The sequence below is a fragment of the Stenotrophomonas sp. CASM101 genome, from assembly GCF_049384845.1.
Lineage (GTDB): Bacteria > Pseudomonadota > Gammaproteobacteria > Xanthomonadales > Xanthomonadaceae > Stenotrophomonas > Stenotrophomonas hibiscicola.
In genome coordinates, this window is record NZ_JBMRFR010000004.1 from 56377 (window position 1) to 76081 (window position 19705).

Annotated in this window: 17 protein-coding genes; 13 read left to right on the plus strand and 4 right to left on the minus strand. The window is 66.0% G+C overall.

The annotated features are described in order from the left end of the window. The 5 genes from VG543_RS08465 (at position 1) to VG543_RS08485 (ending at position 8361) form a co-directional block, all read left to right on the plus strand. A complete protein-coding gene (locus tag VG543_RS08465; protein WP_058981310.1) occupies positions 1 to 729 on the plus strand; it encodes a DUF3011 domain-containing protein in 729 nt (242 codons plus the stop codon). 47 nt (positions 730 to 776) lie between these two features. After that, positions 777 to 1841, plus strand: a complete 1065-nt coding sequence (gene mtnA / locus VG543_RS08470) for an S-methyl-5-thioribose-1-phosphate isomerase (protein WP_111102642.1) — start codon at positions 777 to 779, stop codon at positions 1839 to 1841. A gap of 261 nt (positions 1842 to 2102) precedes the next feature. Next, positions 2103 to 4817: a DNA gyrase subunit A gene (gyrA, locus tag VG543_RS08475; protein WP_164144615.1), complete on the plus strand. Its 2715-nt coding sequence runs from the start codon at positions 2103 to 2105 to the stop codon at positions 4815 to 4817. A gap of 308 nt (positions 4818 to 5125) precedes the next feature. Then, positions 5126 to 7648, plus strand: coding sequence for a membrane-bound PQQ-dependent dehydrogenase, glucose/quinate/shikimate family (locus VG543_RS08480; RefSeq protein ID WP_423178462.1), 2523 nt, complete (start codon positions 5126 to 5128; stop codon positions 7646 to 7648). 206 nt (positions 7649 to 7854) lie between these two features. Further along, entirely contained in the window at positions 7855 to 8361 is a 507-nt protein-coding gene (locus VG543_RS08485) for an REP-associated tyrosine transposase (RefSeq protein ID WP_423178461.1), read from the plus strand. A 123-nt stretch (positions 8362 to 8484) separates the two neighbouring features. Here the strand turns inward: VG543_RS08485 and VG543_RS08490 are convergent, their stop codons facing one another. Both VG543_RS08490 and VG543_RS08495 read right to left on the minus strand, forming a co-directional pair. After that, positions 8485 to 8886: a DUF3037 domain-containing protein gene (locus VG543_RS08490; protein ID WP_251103162.1), complete on the minus strand. Its 402-nt coding sequence runs from the start codon at positions 8884 to 8886 to the stop codon at positions 8485 to 8487. Beyond that, the gene (locus tag VG543_RS08495; RefSeq protein ID WP_251103163.1) at positions 8864 to 9640 is read right to left on the minus strand and encodes a HipA family kinase; all 777 of its coding nucleotides are present in this window, start codon (positions 9638 to 9640) and stop codon (positions 8864 to 8866) included. The genes VG543_RS08490 and VG543_RS08495 overlap by 23 nt, the downstream gene beginning before the upstream one ends. A gap of 238 nt (positions 9641 to 9878) precedes the next feature. Here VG543_RS08495 and VG543_RS08500 point away from each other — a divergent pair, with 238 nt between their 5' ends. From VG543_RS08500 to VG543_RS08520, 5 genes are all read left to right on the plus strand, one after another. Continuing rightward, a complete protein-coding gene (locus VG543_RS08500) occupies positions 9879 to 10208 on the plus strand; it encodes a hypothetical protein (RefSeq protein WP_010480503.1) in 330 nt (109 codons plus the stop codon). A gap of 166 nt (positions 10209 to 10374) precedes the next feature. After that, entirely contained in the window at positions 10375 to 12837 is a 2463-nt protein-coding gene (locus VG543_RS08505) for a S9 family peptidase (protein ID WP_329848401.1), read from the plus strand. 165 nt (positions 12838 to 13002) lie between these two features. Further along, a complete protein-coding gene (locus tag VG543_RS08510; protein WP_423178479.1) occupies positions 13003 to 14835 on the plus strand; it encodes a M3 family metallopeptidase in 1833 nt (610 codons plus the stop codon). Between the two features lie 35 nt (positions 14836 to 14870). After that, complete coding sequence (locus VG543_RS08515; protein ID WP_274601436.1) at positions 14871 to 15005, plus strand: hypothetical protein; 135 nt, start codon at positions 14871 to 14873, stop codon at positions 15003 to 15005. 80 nt (positions 15006 to 15085) lie between these two features. Then, positions 15086 to 15406 (plus strand): hypothetical protein, encoded by a 321-nt coding sequence (locus VG543_RS08520; RefSeq protein WP_058981328.1) that lies wholly within the window; start codon positions 15086 to 15088, stop codon positions 15404 to 15406. A 13-nt stretch (positions 15407 to 15419) separates the two neighbouring features. Here VG543_RS08520 and VG543_RS08525 read toward each other — a convergent pair whose 3' ends face one another. After that, positions 15420 to 16403, minus strand: a complete 984-nt coding sequence (locus VG543_RS08525; RefSeq protein WP_279936493.1) for a hypothetical protein — start codon at positions 16401 to 16403, stop codon at positions 15420 to 15422. 138 nt (positions 16404 to 16541) lie between these two features. Between VG543_RS08525 and VG543_RS08530 the strand changes: the two genes are divergently transcribed. Continuing rightward, the gene (locus VG543_RS08530) at positions 16542 to 17507 is read left to right on the plus strand and encodes a DUF2268 domain-containing putative Zn-dependent protease (protein ID WP_423178478.1); all 966 of its coding nucleotides are present in this window, start codon (positions 16542 to 16544) and stop codon (positions 17505 to 17507) included. 47 nt (positions 17508 to 17554) lie between these two features. Further along, on the plus strand, positions 17555 to 18385 hold the full coding sequence (locus tag VG543_RS08535) for an SGNH/GDSL hydrolase family protein (RefSeq protein WP_423178460.1): 831 nt from the start codon (positions 17555 to 17557) through the stop codon (positions 18383 to 18385). Positions 18386 to 18474: 89 nt separating this feature from the next. Here the strand turns inward: VG543_RS08535 and VG543_RS08540 are convergent, their stop codons facing one another. Continuing rightward, entirely contained in the window at positions 18475 to 19020 is a 546-nt protein-coding gene (locus VG543_RS08540; protein WP_019660345.1) for a thioesterase family protein, read from the minus strand. Positions 19021 to 19089: 69 nt separating this feature from the next. On the opposite strand from VG543_RS08540, the gene VG543_RS08545 reads away from it, so the two are divergent. Next, complete coding sequence (locus VG543_RS08545; protein ID WP_329848396.1) at positions 19090 to 19671, plus strand: TetR/AcrR family transcriptional regulator; 582 nt, start codon at positions 19090 to 19092, stop codon at positions 19669 to 19671. Positions 19672 to 19705: the final 34 nt, after the last annotated feature.

Sequence of the window (19705 nt, forward strand, 5' to 3'; positions counted from 1 at the left end):
TTGGTCAAGTGGTTTGCGGTCGTGGCGGCACCGGTGTACTCCATCGCGCTTTGGGGTGCCTGGCTGCCGTCATCGGCGTCGGCCCAGCAGGCAGGCTATGACGGCGAAGTGGTGACCTGCGAATCGCGCGACATGGGCTGGGTGCACTGCGATATCGATGTGGACAATGGCGTCGATCTGGTGCGCCAGCTGTCGAGCAACAGCTGCATCCGCGGCAGCGAGTGGGGCACCGACCGCAGCGGCGTGTGGGTCACCCTTGGCTGCCGCGCCGAATTCCGGGCGCGCCGTGCGCAGGGTGCGGCGCCTGCGGCAACGGAAGGCAAGCGCCTGGTGCGCCGCGTGGTGCGCTGCGAATCCAATGGCCGTCCGCAGAGTTGCCCGGTACGCCTGGATGGCGCGCCGGTGCGCCTGCTTCGCCAGTTGTCGGTGCTGCCGTGCCGCGAAGGCCAGGGATGGGGCTACAAGCGCAATGAAGTCTGGACCAGCCGTGGCTGCCAGGGCGATTTCGAGGTGGCCGACGAGGAGGGCCGCTTCGTCGATGTGCCGCGCCGCCTGACCTGCGAATCGAAGTCGAAGAAGCGCCGCTTCTGCGGCGCCAGCATCTCGGTGGGTGCTGTGGTCTCCGAGCAGCTGTCCAGCACGCCCTGCGAGGAAGGCAGCACCTGGGGCTGGAACCGCAACGGGATCTGGGTGGACGGCGGCTGCCGCGCCGAATTCTCGGTGAATTGAGCCGGGACAGGCTCCAACCACGCGGGGCGTGGCCCTACAATGGGCCCATGAACACTGCCTCCGACATCGACTACGCTCGTTACGACCACATCCGCCCGATCCTGTGGACCGGCGATGCCTTGCAACTGCTGGACCAGCGCAAGCTGCCGTTCGTGGTCGAGCACGTGGTCTGCCATGACAGTGACGAGGTTGCCAGCGCCATCCACGCGCTGACCGTGCGTGGCGCGCCGGCGATCGGTATTGCCGCCGCGTGGGGCGTGGTGCTGGCGGCACGCGAGGTGCAGGCCGCCGATGGCGCGCATGCGCTGCAGCAGCTGGAGCCGGCCCTGCAGCGCCTCAATGCGTCGCGCCCGACGGCGGTCAACCTGGCCTGGGCGCTGGCGCGCATGCGCCGTTGCCTGAACGCCGCCGGCGCAGACTGGAAGGCGTTGCTGGAGGCGGAAGCGCAGGCGATTGCCAATGAAGACCTGGCCGCCAACCGCCACATGGGGGCGCTGGGTGCTGGCCTGATCGAGGCCGGCAGCGGCGTGCTGACCCATTGCAATACCGGTTCGCTGGCCACCGCAGGCTTCGGCACGGCGCTGGGCGTGATCCGCGCTGGCATGGCCCAGCACCGCATCGCCCGCGTGTTTGCCGGCGAGACCCGGCCCTGGCTGCAGGGCGCCCGCCTGACCGTGTGGGAACTGCAGCAGGATGGCATCGACGCTACCCTGATCGCCGATTCGGCTGCCTCGCACCTGATGAAGACCGGCGCCGTGCAGTGGGTGATCGTCGGCGCAGACCGCATCTGCGCCAATGGCGATACCGCCAACAAGATCGGCACCTACCAGCTGGCCATCGCGGCCCGCCATCACGGCGTGAAGTTCATGGTCGTAGCGCCGTCCTCGACGGTGGACATGGACACCGTGGACGGCAGCCAGATCGAGATCGAGCAGCGCGATCCGGGCGAACTGTACGGCGTGGGCGGGACCCGCACCGTGGCCGAGGGCATCGCCGCCTGGAACCCGGTGTTCGACGTCACCCCGGGCGAGTTGATCGACGCCATCGTGACCGAGCGCGGGGTGATCCTGAACCCGACCGCCCACAACATGCGCACCGCCTTCGACGGCTGAGGCGGGACAGGATCGAGGATGTCTGTAGAGCCGAGCCCATGCTCGGCTCAGCCAGCGAATCCGCCGCAGCCGAGCATGGGCTCGGCTTTACAGGGCGGTATGGGGCCCTAAGTTCCTGATTTATGCCGGTAAAATCCCCATGAAGGGAGGCGGAAAACGGCCTGTTGTGGTAGTATCCACAGGTTGAATCGAGGTTCCGGCGCGACCCCCTCCCGCAGAGGGCTGCGCCGGACTGGACCGCTACCAGACAACGGAACCCGAATGGCAGAAACCGCCAAGGAAATCATCCAGGTCAACCTGGAAGACGAGATGCGCAAGAGCTACCTCGATTACGCCATGAGCGTGATCGTGGGCCGCGCGCTCCCGGATGCGCGCGACGGCCTCAAGCCGGTGCATCGTCGCGTGCTGTTCGCGATGAACGAGTTGAACGCGCACAGCAACAAGCCTTACTTCAAGTCGGCGCGTATCGTCGGTGATGTCATCGGTAAGTACCACCCGCATGGCGATCAGTCGGTATACGACACGCTGGTGCGCCTGGCTCAGCCGTTCTCGCTGCGCTACATGCTGGTCGACGGCCAGGGTAACTTCGGTTCGATCGACGGCGACTCCGCTGCGGCGATGCGATACACCGAGGCGCGCATGTCGCGCCTGGCGCATGAGCTGATGGCGGACATCGACAAGGAAACCGTCGATTTCCAGCCCAACTACGATGAAAAGGAACTGGAGCCGACGGTCATGCCGACCCGGTTCCCGAACCTGCTGGTCAACGGTTCGGCCGGTATCGCGGTGGGCATGGCGACCAACATCCCGCCGCACAACCTGAGCGAATCGATCAACGCCTGCATCGCGCTGATCGACAACCCGGACATCGATGTCGACGGCCTGATGGAATACATCCCGGGCCCGGATTTCCCGACTGCCGGCATCATCAACGGCACTGCCGGCATCGTCGCCGGCTACCGCACCGGCCGTGGCCGCGTGCGCATCCGTGCCAAGGCCGATATCGAAGTGGCCGACAACGGCCGCGAATCGATCATCGTCACCGAAATTCCCTACCAGGTGAACAAGGCGCGTCTGATCGAGAAGATCGCCGAGCTGGTCAAGGAAAAGAAGATCGAAGGCATCAGCGAGCTGCGCGATGAGTCCGACAAGGACGGCATGCGCATCTACATCGAGATCAAGCGCGGCGAATCTGCCGAGGTTGTGCTGAACAACCTGTACCAGCAGACCCAGATGGAGTCGGTGTTCGGCATCAACATGGTGGCGCTGGTCGATGGCCGCCCGCAGTTGATGAACCTCAAGCAGATGCTGGAGGCGTTCGTCCGTCACCGCCGCGAAGTGGTCACCCGCCGCACCGTGTTCGAGCTGCGCAAGGCGCGCGCCCGTGCCCATGTGCTGGAAGGCCTGACCGTCGCGCTGGCCAACATCGACGAGATGATCGAACTGATCAAGACCTCGCCGAACCCGAATGAAGCCCGCGAGCGCATGCTGGCACGCGTGTGGGAGCCGGGCCTGGTCGGTGCGATGCTGGGTGCCGCCGGTGCCGAAGCATCGCGTCCTGAAGACCTGCCCAAGGGTGTGGGCCTGATCGAGGGCGGCTACCAGCTGACCGAGATCCAGGCCACCCAGATCCTGGAAATGCGCCTGCACCGCCTGACCGGGCTGGAGCAGGACCGCCTGACCGACGAGTACAAGCAGCTGCTGGAAGTGATCGCCGGGCTGATCCACATTCTGGAAGATCCCGATCGCCTGCTGCAGGTCATCCGCGAGGAGCTGGTCAACGTCAAGGCCGAGTTCGGCGACGAACGTCGCACCGAAATCCGCCACAGCGAAGAAGACCTGGACATCCTCGACCTGATCGCACCGGAAGACGTGGTGGTCACCGTGTCGCATGCCGGTTACGTGAAGCGGCAGCCGGTGAGCGTGTACCGCGCACAGCGCCGCGGTGGGCGTGGCCGCAGTGCGGCGGCGACCAAGGAAGAGGATTTCATCGAACAGCTGTGGCTGGTCAACACGCACGACACGCTGCTGACCTTCACCAGCTCGGGCAAGGTGTTCTGGCTGCCGGTCTACCAGCTGCCGGAAGCGGGTTCCAACGCCCGCGGCCGTCCGATCATCAACTGGATTCCGCTGGAACCGGGCGAACGCGTGCAGGCCGTGCTGCCGGTGCGCGAGTACGCCGATGGCCAGTTCGTGTTCTTCGCTACGAAGAACGGTACGGTCAAGAAGACCCCGCTGGGCGAGTTCGCCTTCCGCCTGGCCCGCGGCAAGATCGCGATCAACCTCGATGAGGGCGATGCCCTGGTCGGCGTCGGCCTGACCGATGGCCAGCGCGACATCCTGCTGTTCGCCTCCAATGGCAAGACCGTGCGCTTCGGCGAGGACAAAGTCCGCTCGATGGGCCGTACCGCAACCGGCGTGCGTGGCATCAAGATGCCGGCCGGCGAGGAAGTGGTCAGCCTGATCGTGGCCGAAAGTGCCGGTGGCATAGAGGACGAGAACGAGGACGACAACGGTGTCGAGGAAGCCACCGCCAATGGCGATGCGGTGATCGATAGTGCCGATGACGCCAGCGTGCAGTACATCCTGACCGCCACCGAGAACGGCTACGGCAAGCGCACCCCGCTGCCGGACTACCCGCGCAAGGGCCGTGGCACCCAGGGCGTGATCGGCATCCAGACCACCGAGCGCAACGGCAAGCTGGTCGCTGCGGTGCTGATGGGCTCGAATGACGAAGTCCTGCTGATCTCCGATGGCGGCACCCTGGTGCGTACGCGTGGCTCGGAAATCAGCCGCGTCGGCCGCAACACCCAGGGCGTCACCCTGATCCGCCTGTCCAAGGATGAGAAGCTGCAGGCGGTGGAGCGCTTGGATGCCTCGATCGATGAGGACGAGGACGAGGTGGCGGTCGCCACCCCCGCCACGACCGACGGCGCGCCGGCTGCGGCCAGCAGCGAGGACGCCGCGCAGGAATGACCCTGCCGCTGTGAGAGGTACCCGACGACGCCGGCCCTGTGCCGGCGTCGTCATTTCTGCGGATCTTCGTGGTGGATTCTCCGATCGCTGCGGACCCTCCGATCGCTGCGGTAGAGTCGACTGTCAGTCGACTGCTCTGCGCAGGGCGATGAAAAGCCCGCGCTGCGCGCGATAGTCGACTAACAGTCGACTCTACCCAGCCGACAACCACCCAGCCGACGATCACCCCGTCAGGTCCACCCAGAAAATACGCGCGCGCTTCACATCGGCGGTGGGATAAGGGCGCATGCTGCCCCCGGAGATCGACGATGTCCGCCACGCCGCAGTCCGCTCCCGCCCGCGCCTCCCGGCATCCCCTTGTCACCGTGCTGTCGCTGCTGCTGGTCGTGCTCGGCCTGGTCATCGGCGGCCTGGGGGCGTGGCTGCTCAGTCTCGGGGGCTCGGCCTACTACGCCATCGCCGGGGCCGGCCTGCTGGCCAGCGGCATCCTGCTGTTCGGCAACCGCCGCAGCGGGGCGCTGCTGTACGCATTGGTGTTCATTGGTACGCTGCTGTGGACCTGGTGGGAGTCAGGCAGCGTCTACTGGCGCTGGGTGCCGCGGCTGGGCCTGGTGACCGCGCTCGGCATCGTGCTGGCGCTGCTCGCGCCGACCCTTCGCGAACCGGTTTCAAAGCGGCTGTCGCGCAGCGTGGCGGGCGTCCTGATGCTGGTGTTCGTGGCGGCCTTCGGTCTGGCTTTCGCCCCGCATGGCGAAGTGGATGGGCACTTGCCATTCCCGGAAGGCGCAGCCAGTGCCGGACTGGAACCTACGCGCGATACCACTGGCCTGCAGCCGGCTGACCAGCCCGCCGAAGGCGACTGGCCGGCCTGGGGGCGCAGCAATGCCGGCACCCGCTACTCGCCGCTGCAGCAGATCACCCCGGCCAACGTGGCCACGTTGCAGCTGGCCTGGCAGTTCCGTACTGGCGACATGCCGAACAAGCGCTGGGGTGCGGAAACCACGCCGCTGAAGGTCGGCGACCGCGTGTACCTGTGCACCGCGCGCAACCGCCTGATCGCACTCGACGCCGCCAGTGGCAAGGAATTGTGGCGGTTCGATCCAAAGGTGAGGGATGCTTCGATTCCGTATACCGCCGCCTGTCGTGGCGTGAGCTATTACGAGCAGCCCAGCACGCCGACCATTGCCGATGCGGCGTTGGCCGATGCCGCTGCGGATCTGGCCCTTCCCGAGCCACCGCCAACGGTCACCCGCAGCGCCGCACCCGGCAGCCGTCCGGCGTGCTGGGCGCGCATCATCGAAGGCACGCTGGACGGGCGCATCATTGCAGTGGACGCGGACAGCGGCCGTCCGTGCGTGAATTTCGGCAACAACGGCCAGGTCGACATCACCCTGGGCATGGGCGAGGTCCCACCGGGCTATGTTTCGATCACCTCGCCACCGGCCATCGTGCGTGGGGTGATCGTCACGGGTCACCAGGTGCTGGATGGGCAGCGCCGCGATGCGCCGTCGGGCGTGATCCAGGCCTACGACGCGGTCAGCGGCAAGCTGCGCTGGGCGTGGGACATGGACCAGCCCGAGCGCAGCGGACTGCCGCCACGCGAGCAGACCTATACGCGTGGCACCCCGAACATGTGGACCACGGCCACCGGTGATGAGGCGCTCGGGCTGGTCTACCTGCCGCTGGGCAATTCAGCCGGCGACTACTGGAGTGGCTCACGCACGGAAAACCAGAACCGCTACTCGACCTCGCTGGTGGCGATCGACGTTAGCACTGGCAAGCCGGCCTGGCATTTCCAGGCCGTGCGCAAGGATGTGTGGGACTACGACCTCGGTTCGCAGGCCAGCCTGATCGACTACCCGACGGCTGCAGGCAAGGTGCCGGCGATCCTGCTGCCGACCAAGCAGGGTGACATCTACATTCTCGACCGCCGCAACGGCCAGCTGCTGACCGCTGCCGAAGAGCGCAAGGTACCGGTGGGTGGCGTCGAGCCCGAGCAGCGTTCACCCACCCAGCTGTTCTCGCTGTACCACACGCTGCGTCGCGAGCATGACCTGACCGAGCGTGACATGTGGGGCATCACCCCGATCGACCAGCTGGTCTGCCGCATCCAGTTCCGCAAGGCGTACTACGAAGGCTTCTACACGCCGCCCAGCAGCGAGCGCCATTCCATCGAATACCCCGGCTACAACGGCGGCTCGGACTGGGGCAGCGTGTCCATCGACACGCGACGCGGCGTGATCGTAGCCAACTACAACGACATGCCCAACTACAACCGGCTGGTGCCACGCGCGGAGGCCGACCGGCTGGGCTGGTTGCCGCGCGAGAAGATCCGCGCCGACAAGGGCGCTGGCGAGGGCGCCGGCGATCCGCAGGTCGGCACGCCGTATGCCATCGACGTCAACGCCGGTTGGCGCCTGCCATTCACCGGCCTGCTGTGCAAGCAGCCGCCCTATGGCGGCATCCGTGCCATCGACCTGCGCACCGGCAAGCTGCTGTGGGACCGCCCGTTCGGCAGTGCGCGCGGCAATGGTCCGTTCGGCATCCGTTCCGGCCTGCCGATCGAGATCGGCACGCCGAACAACGGTGGTTCGGTAGTGACCGCCAGCGGCCTGATCTTCATCGCCGCCGCCACCGATGACCTGCTGCGCGCCATCGACCTGAAGACCGGCAAGGAGCTTTGGCATGCCAAGCTGCCTGCCGGCGGCCAGGCCAACCCGATGGTGTACGAGCAGGGTGGGCGCCAGTACGTGGTGATCATGGCCGGGGGCCACCATTTCATGGAAACCCCGAACGGCGATTACGTGATGGCGTTTGCGCTGCCCAGGTAGGGCCGACAGGGTATGACCGGCTGGGTAGAGCCGACCGGGTAGCGTCGACTGTTGGTCGACTGCTCTTCTCTCCCACGCTGGAAAGCCCGCGCTTCGCGCGATAGTCGACTAACAGTCGACTCTACCCAGTCGACTCCACATACCCTGATGCTGTATCGAGAGGATCCCTGATTCTGGCATTGGCAGAGAACCGATGCCGGAAATCCATGCGGGCGGGCATTCTCGAACTCATGCCAAGTCCCCAATTGCTTGCCGGCCGGCGATCCATCGCGGGCAACGTCTACACCATCACCATGGTGTGCCGGAACCGCCATCGCGTCTTCGATTGTCCTGCCAATGCCGACCTTGCCATGCAGCTCCTCGGATCGATGGATCGGGAAGGCCTGACTGCATCACTTGCCTGGATCATCATGCCGGATCACCTTCACTGGCTGGCTCAACTTCGTGGTCAATCGCTGGGCTACTGCGTGCAGCGTTTCAAGGCACGCAGCAGCTTTCTAATAAACCGACGGCGAGGGAGCCGGGGGGCAATCTGGCAGGCGGGTTATTACGATCATGCGATCCGCAGTGACGCGTCGCTGCACAGGCACGCTTGCTACATTCTGGCAAATCCCGTTCGAGCCGGTCTTGCCGCGCAGATCGGTGACCATCCGTATGGATGGTGCCGCTGGCCGTTGAGTGAGCTTGAATCCGCAGGCGAACGCGCATGGTGATGGAACCGGCCGGGCAGAGTCGACCGGGTAGAGTCGACTGTTAGTCGACTGCCTTTCTCGCTGCCGCCGAAGAGCCCGCGCTGCGCGCGTTAGTCGACTAACAGTCGACTCTACCAGTTGCCGCTACGCGGATGGTGCCGGCACCCGCACCATCTTCGTCATCAAGTGTTCCACCACGCCCGCCGGGTCCGCCGTGCGGCCCACATGCGTGCTCGACATCTGCACAACCGAACTGCGCTTGGCGGTAAGGAAATGGAAGCGCGCACGCGCGGGCAGCTGTGCGATCGGCCCGGCGCTGGCGTCGCCGCGACAGATCGCCACGATCGCATCCAGCCACGGCTGCAGCGCCTCCTGGTCCAGCGCCGGCGCGAAGGCGCGCAGGCGCGCAGGATCGATCTCGATGGCCGCCTCCAGATGACGCACACCAGGGCAGGAGACGATCACCCCGACGTTGATGAACTCCTCGCGTTCCACCCGCGGTACCACGCGGATGACCGCATAGTCATACGTGTGCAGCGTGGGCACGGATGGCCTCCTGCACGAACACCGCACGCACTTTCAGGCGATGCTTGAGATAGTCGATGTAGCCTTGGCGATAGGCCTGCGGGCTTTCGAATGCCGGCTCGTTGACCAGCCAGCTGTCCGGCACCAGGCCGACGATGCGCTCGATCTCGGCATCGGTCAGGCGCGCGGCCAGTTCGGCATCCACCTCGGCGACGCGGCTGGCGAACGACAGCAGCACGTGGTCGCGGATCAGCACGAACGGCTTTTCGCAGGCATCGCCGGCGTTGGCCCAGTCGTGATGGAAATACATGGCGGCACCGTGATCGATCAGGTACAGCTTTCGATGCCACACCATCAGGTTCGGATTGCGCGTGGTGCGATCGACATTGCTGGTGAGCGCATCGAACCAGACGATGCGCGAGGCCAGGTCGGCGTCCACCGGCATCGCCGCAGGGTCGTAGTTGATGGCACCGGGCAGGTAGTCCAGGCCCAGGTTCAGGCCCTCGCTGGCGCGGATCAGCTCCTGGATCTCCGGGTCCGGTTCGGTGCGGGCGAACTCGCGGTCCAGCTCGACGAACAGGATTTCCGGAATCGGCAGGCCCAGCGTGCGCGCCATTTCGCCGGCGATCAGCTCGGCGATCAGCGCCTTCGGGCCCTGGCCGGCGCCACGGAACTTCAGCACGGCCATGCCGTCGTCGTCGGTCTCGACCACGGCCGGCAGGGAGCCACCTTCCCGCAAGGGCGTGATGTAGCGGAGGGCATGTACGGTGCGCATGGGCGCATTCTAGCGTGGTGCAGGTGCAACCCCCTGATCGGCGAGGACCGAGTTCGGCCTTCACCTGTCCCTTCCGCCTGTGATGGCAGCATCGTGCTCCAGGAACCCTTGGGTTCATGGGCGTACTGGCACTCTCGATGCAGAGGCTTCAGGCCGGGCATTTGCTCGGCTGCCAGCGACGCGCACTGCGAAGCGGAAACCTCATCCACGATGTCCTGCAGGCTACGGAGGTGCACCGATGAGCGACGAATTCACTCCCATGCTGCCGCCCTTGGACGACGCCAAGGTCGAGGAAATGATCGGCAAGGTCGTACTGGTAGGGGTGACCCGCTATGGCGGCGACGGCCAGGTAAAGGGGCTGGAGCAGTATGCCGGCACGGTGCTGCGCATCAGCGCCGACGAGGGCGTGGTGCTGGCCGACGAGAATGATGGCCACGAGCGCTATCTGCCGCCGATGCTGGACCAGTACCAGCCAGCCGAGCCTGGGGAGTACCGCATGCACACCAGCGGCATGATCGTGGTCGATCCCGATTACCTGGCCACCTGGGACCTGCACGCGCAGCAGTAGTGCCAGGCCACGCCCGGCAGGTGCCGGCAGTTCCGCGGCACCTGCCGGGGCTGCACTTTGCCCCATCCGGCCACTAGCCCTTCCGGCCCATTCACGACAACCCCTGCGGTGCTAGATTCGGGTTCATGCCCGATTCCGGGTACCCATTCACACCCAGGGGATAAGGATGCTGATCCGTCGAACCTCTCTGGCGGCGGCCGTTGCCGTTGCCACCGTCGGCCTGCTGGCCGCTGGCCCGGCGCTTGCCGACTACGCCAAGCCGCCGGAACACCTGCTCAAGGTGCTGAAGGCACCGCCGCCGCCGGCGCCGAACGTGGCCCCGGGCGGCCAGCGCCTGCTGCTGACCACCGCGCAGACCTACCCGTCAATCAGCCGCGTCGCCCAGCCTTACCTGAAGCTGGCCGGCGTGCGCCTGGAGCCGAAGAACCGCAGTCGCCATGACACCCCCGGTGGCTACGGCATTCCGGCCTGCGTGGCCGACTTCACCCTGGTCGATATCGGCAGCGGCAAGGAGACCAAGGTCAACCTGCCGCAGGGCTGCGCCACCGGCGCGTTGTGGTCGGCCGATGGCAGCCACTTCGCCTTCCAGAATGCGGTCGATACCAGCGTGCAGCTGTGGGTGGGCGATGCGGCAACCGGCCAGGTGAAGCAGGTGCCGAATGTGCAGCTGAACCCGATTTTCGGCTATACCGTGCAGTGGCTGGGCGGCAGCCAGAACCTGCTGGTGAAGCTGGTGCCGGCCAACCAGGGCCCAGCACCGTCCAATGGCGGCGTGCCGACCGGTCCGGACGCGCAGGAGTCGCTGGGCAGCAGCGGCGAAAGCAGCACCTACGAAGCCCGCGACACGCTGACCAGCGTCCATGACGAGAAGCTGTTCGCCTATTACGGTACCTCGCAGCTGGCCGTGGTCGATACCGTCGCCAACCGCGTGCGCCCGGTCGGGCAACCGGCGCTGTTCAATGAAGTCAGCGCCGCGCCCGATGGCGTGCACGTGCTGACCGAATCGATCAAGGCACCGTATTCGCATGCGGTGACCTACCAGCGTTTCGCCAACGACGTGGCCGTGCTGGACATCGCCAGCGGCAAGTCCACGCCGATCGCCAGCCTGCCGTTGGCCGACCGCGTGCCGGTGCACGGCGTACCGGAAGGTCCGCGCGGTTTCGACTGGCGTGCCACCGATCCGGCCACCCTGGTCTATGCCGAAGCGCTGGACAAGGGCGACTGGAAGGTGAGCGTGCCGCATCGTGATCGCGTGCTGATGCTGAAGGCGCCGTTCAACGGCAAGCCGGTCGAGGTCACCCGCACCGCACAACGCTTCGAAGGCTTCGCATGGACTGCCGATCCGGCCGTGGCGTTCCAGTTCGAGAACGACGAGAACCGCCACTGGATGCAGACCCGCATCGTCGATGTGGACCAGCCGAAGAAGGAAGGCCGCCTGCTGTGGGACATGTCCAGCGATGAGCTGTACGGCAACCCCGGCAACCTGGTCTTTACCCGCCTGCCGAATGGCGCGCAGGTCGTGCGCCGTGAGGGCAACCATGTGTTCCTCAGCGGCCGTGGCGCGTCGCCGCAGGGCGACCGTCCGTTCCTGGACCGCCTCGACCTGGGCACGCTGAAAAGCGAGCGCCTGTTCCGCAGCAGCGCCGATGCCTACGAGCAGTTCCTCGGTTTCAGCAACACGCCGGGGCGCTACCTGACCTGGCACCAGTCGGTGATCGATCCGCCGAATGCCTTCGTCCGCCAGCAGGGTGAGGCGGTGGCCGACGCGAAGACCGGCGAGGCGCAGTTCGCGTCCACCGCGACCGCGCTGACCAGGCTGGTCGACCCGACCCCGGAAGTGCGCCAGATCAAGAAGCAGCTGGTGACCTACAAGCGTGCCGACGGCGTGGACCTGTCGTTCACCCTGTACACGCCGCCGGGCTACAAGGAAGGCCAGCGCGTGCCGGCGATCCTGTATGCGTACCCGGCCGACTTCGCCAATGCCGCGCAGGCCGGCCAGGTGTCCGGTTCGCAGCAGACCTTCACCCGCCTGCAGCCGTACCGCCTGATGCTGCTGGCCGGCTACGCGATCATCGACAACGCCTCGTTCCCGATCGTGGGTGACCCGAAGAACGCCTACGACACCTACCTGGAGCAGCTGGAAGCCGACGCCAAGGCGGCGGTGGACAAGGCCGTGGACATGGGCGTGGTCGACCGCAACCGCATCGGCGTGACCGGTCACAGCCATGGCGGCCTGATGACCGCCAACCTGATCGCGCACACCAAGCTGTTCAAGGCCGGTGTGGCGACCAGCGGTTCGTACAACAAGACCTTCACCCCGTTCGGCTTCCAGAACGAACGCCGCTCGGTCTGGCAGGCGCAGGACGTGTACCTGAAGGCCTCGCCGTTCTTCTATGCCGACAAGATCAAGCTGCCGCTGCTGCTGGTCCACGGCGAGGACGACGCCAACCCGGGCACCGAGCCGTTCCAGTCGCGCAAGCTGTACCAGGCGATCCGCGGCAACGGCGGCACCACCCGCCTGGTGATGCTGCCGAACGAACCGCACTGGTACACCGCGCTGGAATCGAACGAGCAGCTGGTGGCGGAAATGCTGAACTGGTTCGACACCTACGTGAAGAACGCCAAGTAAGGGAACAGAAAGGCCACCTCCGGGTGGCCTTTCTGTCTCGGGATGTGAGTGGGCAGACGGCCTGGATCCGGATGCGCAATCGGGAATCGGAAAGCCACCTGCCATGCGGCATCCGGGTCCACCCGGGCTGCTAAGCTGGGAATGGAAACGGACCAGGAGACATCGATGCATCGCAATGGAATGCGCGCCATCACTTTTGTCATCGCGACGCTGTTGGCCGGGATGACACACGGAGTGGAAGCGCAGGCTCTGCGGGCAGATGACCGCAGCTACTTTGGCAGCGCCTCCCTTGAACGTGAGGCATGGCAGAACCTCGAGCGCAGCACCCATGCCCTCAAGGCCCTTCAGGCGCCGCCAGACGTGCGGTTCCAGCAGGCCGAGCAGCTGTATGGCGAGTGCCTCCGGCATCATGGCTACCTGCATCTTCAGGCAGCGCGCAATGCTGATGATGCCCGGCTGGCCAACACCCAGGGCGAAGTGGCCGGCACATGTGGACGCATCGCGGCGATTGCCAAGCAGGCATTACGTGATGCGCCCGCGCAGGCTGCCTGGATCGAGCCGCATGCCGACCTGCGTGAACGGGCGTTGCGGGAGGGTGTGCAGCCGGCCAATGCAGCGCTGGTGGATGCGGTCGACACGTTGGCCGACCCGGCGCTGGACAGCTTCGGGCGACTGCACCGGCAGCTGCTGCAATCGGCGCCCTTTGCGCGCTTCGAACATGAAGGCGGCACGTTTGACAGCCGCACCGATGCGCGAGCCCTTTCCCGCCTGCCGGACCGTTCACTGCGCGAAGCGGCATGGCGTGCCTACTGGCAGGGAATGGCGTCGCGGCGCCGCGAAATGGCAACGGTGCTGCTGGGCCTGGTCCGCCTCAACGAGCAAGCGTCGGAACTGCAGGGCGATGGAACTGCGCCTGACCGCAGCTACCGGCACATGGGCCTGGATCAGGCCGCCGTCGACGCGACACTGGCGGCGGTAGCGCGCCACGCGCCGCTGCGACGCAACTATCAACAGATGCAGTTGACCCATCTTGAGCGCATGGGCCAGGCCTCCCCAAGGATCTGGGACATGGGCCTGCCTGATGCGGGCTATATCCCTCCGCCGCTTGACCTGGCGCAATTGCGTGATGCGGCAGCGGCATCGATGCAGGTGCTGGGGCCGGACTACGTGACAGGGCTGCGCGGGCTGCTCGATCCTGCGGGCGGACACATGGATCTGGGTGGATCGGCAGGGCGGCGCGCGATGGATGCGTTTTCGATCAGCGCCCCTGGCGCGCCTTCGCTGCTGTTCGTTGGTCATCGACAGGGCGATCTGGAGGGGGATGTCCAGATCGCTCACGAAGCCGGCCATGCCATGCATGGGCAGTGGATGCAGCGCGGTGGCGCATCCTCGTTCCAGCGCAACGGCAACAAGTGGTTGACCGAGGCCTTCGCCATCTACAACGAACTGAAGTTCCGCGATCAGCTCTATCGGCAGGCCAGCGATCCACGTGCCAAAGCGTATTACCTGAAGTCGTTGCTCGATGACATCATCCTGCAGCTGTTTGTATCGTCTGAAGAGGCCGATCTGGAACAGTCCATCTATCAGCAAGTGGCCGCCGATGAGGTTGGCAACGCAGACGCGCTTGATGCGCTGACGGTGAAGGTACTGGGCCGGTATGGGGGCGCATCGGAGCAGTATCCCGAGCTGCGCAGCACCTGGGTATCCAAGCGGCTGATGTATGAGGATCCGCTTTACCTGGCCAATTACCTGTATGCCGGATTGATTGCGGTGCAGCTCTTCGCACAGGACCAGCAGGATCCGGAGGGATTCAGGGAGCGCTACCTGGCCGTCCTGGGCGAAGGGTTTGATCGCCCGCCGCAGCAGCAGGTCGAGCAGTTGCTGAATGCGAAGCCCGACTGGCCACGCCTGGTCGAGGAGGATCTGGGCCTCTTCCCGCAGTACCTGGCGCAGCTGCAGGTACTGCACGCGGAAATCGAGCGCCAGCGCGGTCGCTGAGCAGGCGACAGCCTGCTGCTGCCGGCACCCGGGTGATGTACGCGGTGCGCAGCGAGCCGGACGCGCTTTCCGCGGTCCTCGACTCGGCCAGCAATGCGCTGGCCGCGCGCGAAGCGAACCGGATGGTGCCCCAGGGTGACCTCGTGTCATTGGCCGTTGCGATTGCGTAACCGTATGTGATGCGGGTGCAATGGCGTGCGGAAGCTGCGATACGCTGCAGGCCTGTTGCTGTCTGCCAGGGGTTTCACCAATGAAGTCCAAACGTATCGCTGCAGTGTTGGCGCTGGTGATGACGCCGATCCTGCATGCGCAATCACTCCCCTCCGAACTGGCGCAGCTGGGCATTGTTGCCGGCATGCCTTATGCCAAGGCCAAGCGCCTGATGGATGCGGCAGGGTGGCAGGCGAGTCCGGTCCAGGGCGCGCCTGAGTCACTCGAGGGCTTTCCGGAAGTTGGATGCCAGAAGGGCGCCAAGCAATGCGCAACAACCTTCGAAAAGGGCGGGCAGCAGGTCGCGATGCGGCTGGGCACTACCCTGGCAGGGCAGCCGTTCGTACAGGGCGCTGATTGAGCGCCTGCTGCGCTCACGCCAGCGGCAGACGGTCCTGCGCGTGCGACAGGCGGTCGTGCAGCGCACGCACGTGCTCGGCCTTGGCATGGATGCGCGCGGTATCACCGAAACTGCGCAGGTAGGTGCACGCGGCAAAGCCAGCGCTCTTCTTTTCGTATTCGGCAATCCAGGCCAGACGGTCCGGGTTGTTGGCCTGTTCGGCTGACCACGCGGCCACCGGTGGGCGGATGCGGTATTTCAGGCCGACGCGCCAGGGCTTCGGTGTCAGTCGCGCACGGAAGCAATGCTGCAGCCGACACATGCGCGCGTACAGGGCGTCGGTACCCAGCGCCTTGAAGAAGGCCTGCAGTTGCTCGTCCTCGGGCGAGAACGTGGCATGCATGACCAGCACGCGTAGTCCGGCTGGCGTGCGGTAGGCGCGCAGATGCCAGTCCGGATGCTGTTCGCTGAAGGCCACGACCCGCTGCAGCGCCACACCTTCGGCGCCACCGGCGGCGGCCAGCCGCCGCCTGCGCTGCATCAGCATCGCGGCATTCACCAGCACTACGGCCGCCACGCCCAATACTACTCCCACCAGCCAGTGCCACAGCAGGGTGCCGACGATGGCGCCAGCAAACAGCAGCGCTGCGGCGATGACAGCGGGCATCACGCAACCCGCCGGTGGCTGCGCATGGTCGATATCGGCGAACAGCACGTCAGGGGTATTGAGGCAGAGCGCACCGTAGCTGTTGCGGGTGATGATGACGTCGCCGTCGCGCTGCACGATCTGCTCGCGGATCGGAACGCCCTCCACGCCGTAGTTGCTGCGCACTTCGCGACGCGGCAGCACCTGCCCGGCGAGGATGGCATTGAGGGCTTCGTTGGCGCGGCGGTCGGCGTGCACCTGCGCCTCGGCAGGGCCTTCGTCGGACCAGCCGAAGCGGCGCACGACCACCGGCCGGCCACGGAAACGGGCCTGCAGGCGGGCTTCGGCCCAGTACGCGGGAACGATCATCATCGTGCGGTGCTCCATCTTCCATGGCAGGTGCCGAGGCGAGTCTGGCACAGCGCCGGTGCGCCCGCATCCGCCTGCTGCACTGGGCCGGGCGGAGTGATAGATTGCGCGCTTCGCATGCACTCCACCAAGAACGGAGCGATGTTCATGATCCTGCGCGGCCTGTTGGCCCTGGCCTGTGCCGGGGCGGTAGGCGTGGCCACCGCAGCGGTACCGGCAGGGCCGCAGATCCTCACCGAGGATGTCAGCCGTTTCTATGCACTTTATGACAGCGCTGGCGGCAAGCCCAGCGTTGCGCAGCTGCGTGGATACCTGGCCGAGGGTTCGGCGGGCCTGGCCGAACTGGCGAAGGTGCGCCGGGTCACCCCCGAGCGCATTGCCGAGTCCATCGCCAACCAGCCGGAACTGTATGCGCAGGGACGAAGCTGCCTGGCCGAACTGCCAGCGGTGAAGCAACGCCTGACGCAGGTGTTTTCCAACCTGCAGGCGATCTACCCGCAGACCCGGTTCCCGCCGGTGACCATCGCGGTGGGCCGTGGCCGTCCGGTCGGGCTGACCTCGAAAAGCGGGGTGATCATCGGCCTGGAAGCGCTGTGCGCAGCCGATTTCATGAATCCCAATGTGCAGGACCGCTTCGTGCACGTGATTGCGCACGAGTACGTGCACATCCAGCAGACGGGCCTGACCGACTTCGAGCCGGGAGACCCGCATGCGACGGTGCTGCGTGTTTCGCTGGGGGAGGGCATCGCCGAGTTCATCGCCGAACTGATTTCCGGCAACGTCGGCAACGGGCGCCACGCGGCCTGGACCCGTGGCCGGGAAGTGCATATCGAAAGCGCCTTCGCGCTGGATCTGGACAGCACCGATCTGTCGCCGTGGCTGTACAACTACATGCCGGGCTCGCAGGAACCCTACGACCTGGGGTACTGGGTGGGTTACCGCATCGCCAAGGCCTATTACCTGCAGGCCAAGGACAAGCGTGATGCGGTGCGCGCGCTGATCCAGCAGGACAACCCCAAGGCGATCCTGGCTGCCAGTGGCTGGACGCCCGGCATGTGGATGCCGGCCAAGGTGACCGGCGTGGCAGCGCGCGCGGCAGCACGCTGATTGCAGGCCGGGGCGCTAGACTGCCACCGTGAACCGGGAGAGTCTCCATGCGTATTCCTGTAGTGCTTGCCGGAACGTTGGCCATCGCCTTCAGCATTGGCTTGACCGTTCCGACCGCGGCTGCTGAAACGGGCGCGGTCAATCCGATGCTGCTCAAGCCCGTAGAGCAGCTGCGCCCTGATGAGATTCGTTTCATGCAGCAGCGCCTGGCTGATTGGCCGCAGCTGCAGCACTATCGTGATGCCAACGCGCGACTGCCCGCGGCGGCGCCGGGCCAGCCACGCGTGGTCTTCTTCGGCGACTCCATCACCGAAGGCTGGGGCAGGGAAGGCAGCGCGGCTTTCTTCCCCGGCAAGGGCTGGCTCAACCGCGGTATCAGCGGCCAGACCACGGCACAGATGCTGGTGCGCTTCCCGCAGGACGTGCTGGCGCTGAAGCCACAGGTGGTGGTGATCCTGGCCGGTACCAACGATATTGCAGGCAACACCGGTCCATCCACGCAGGCGATGATCGAAGACAACCTGCACGCGATGGTGGACCTGGCCCGCGCACATGGCATCGCCGTGGTGCTGGCATCGGTGCTGCCGGTCAGCGATTACCCATGGATGCCCGGGATCGCGCCTGCGCCCAAGGTGCGTGCGCTGAACACGGCGTTGAAGCGCCATGCCGATGCACAGCAGCTGGTCTATCTGGACTACCACACGCCGATGGCCAATGCCGCCGGCGGACTCGATCCGCAGCTGGCCGAGGATGACGTGCATCCTACGGCGAAGGGCTATGCGGTGATGGCGCCGCTGGCCGAAGCGGCAGTCAAGCGCGCGCTGCAGCAGAGGTCGCAGCGGCAGGCAGGCTTGTCGACCACCACGTATCGAAACTGATCAGCAGCGGATCTACCGCCCTGTACTGGGGCATCAGCCTACTGCGGCGCGGCGGAAAGCGCCCCATGCAGGTCGCCCCCATCTGTGCCTCAGGCATCGTCCTGCTTCAACGCCGCATCGGCCGCCAGCAGCGCCTCGGCGGCTGCACTGAGCGACGGCGACGGTGGGGCGACCACGCCGATCGCTTCCATCATCTTCGGCATGCCCAGGAACTGGCGCGCGCGGCGGTCGTAGATGCCGGTGACCAGCAGCGCACGTGTGGCGATCTTCTGCTCGGGCCCGATCAGCACGCGCTGCTCCATGATGCCGCGCGAGCCGACCCAGCCCACCAGGCGCGTTTCCAGGGTAAAGCGCTGGAACGGCTTGAGTTCGCGGCGGAACTGGATGGTGCCGGCACCGACGATCGGCGCCCACTTCTCGCGCAGCGCCACCCGGCCCAGGCCCATGCGCAGGATCAGGTCCAGCCGGCCCAGATCGAAGATGTTCCAGTAGCGGCCGTTGGTCATGTGCAGGTTGCTGTCCAGGTCGTTGGGCAGTACCCGGAACTGCAGCCGTGAGACCCCGAACGGGGCCTCCAGCTTGGGCCGGAACAGGCTGCAAAGCAGTAGATGGAGCAGGCGGAACCAGAGATTCATGGCTATGACGACTGTTATAGAACGGCCGGTACGCTAATCTATGACGACTGTCTTAGCAAGGCGATCGCCGTGAGTCCACGACCCTCTGATGCCCCGCAACGGGTGATTGATGCCGCAGCACAGATGCTGGCGCGGGTAGGCCTCAATGCCACCAGCATCCGTGAGGTGACCAAGCTGGCCGAGGCCCCATTGGGCTCGACCTACCACCATTTTCCCGGCGGCAAGCAGGAGCTGCTGGCGCGTGCCACTCACATGGCTGGCGACAAGGTGGAAGCGCTGCTGGTGGAGTTGCTGAAGGGCGGGGCGGTGCAGGGTCTGCAGCAGTTTCTGGCAATGTGGCGCGAGCGCCTGCTGCGCTCCGGGTTCCGGGCGGGCTGTCCGGTACTGGCCGCTGCCGTGGAGGAGCCGGTGGAGGCAGTGCCGAGCCAGCCCCGTGCAGCAGCTGCTGAAGTGTTCGCACGTTGGCAGGGGCATCTGGCCGCAGCCTTCATTGCCGACGGCCACCAACCTGCTGTGGCGGATGGGTTGGCCAGCCTGGTGATCGCCAGCGTGGAAGGCGCCGTGGCGATGTGCCGCGCACTGCAGGACATCGCCCCGTTCGACCAGGTCGCAGCGCAGTTGCTGAAGGCCGCCGCGCCACCTGAGCGCTAGAATGCACCCGAACGCGCTACTGCGTGCCCGGCAA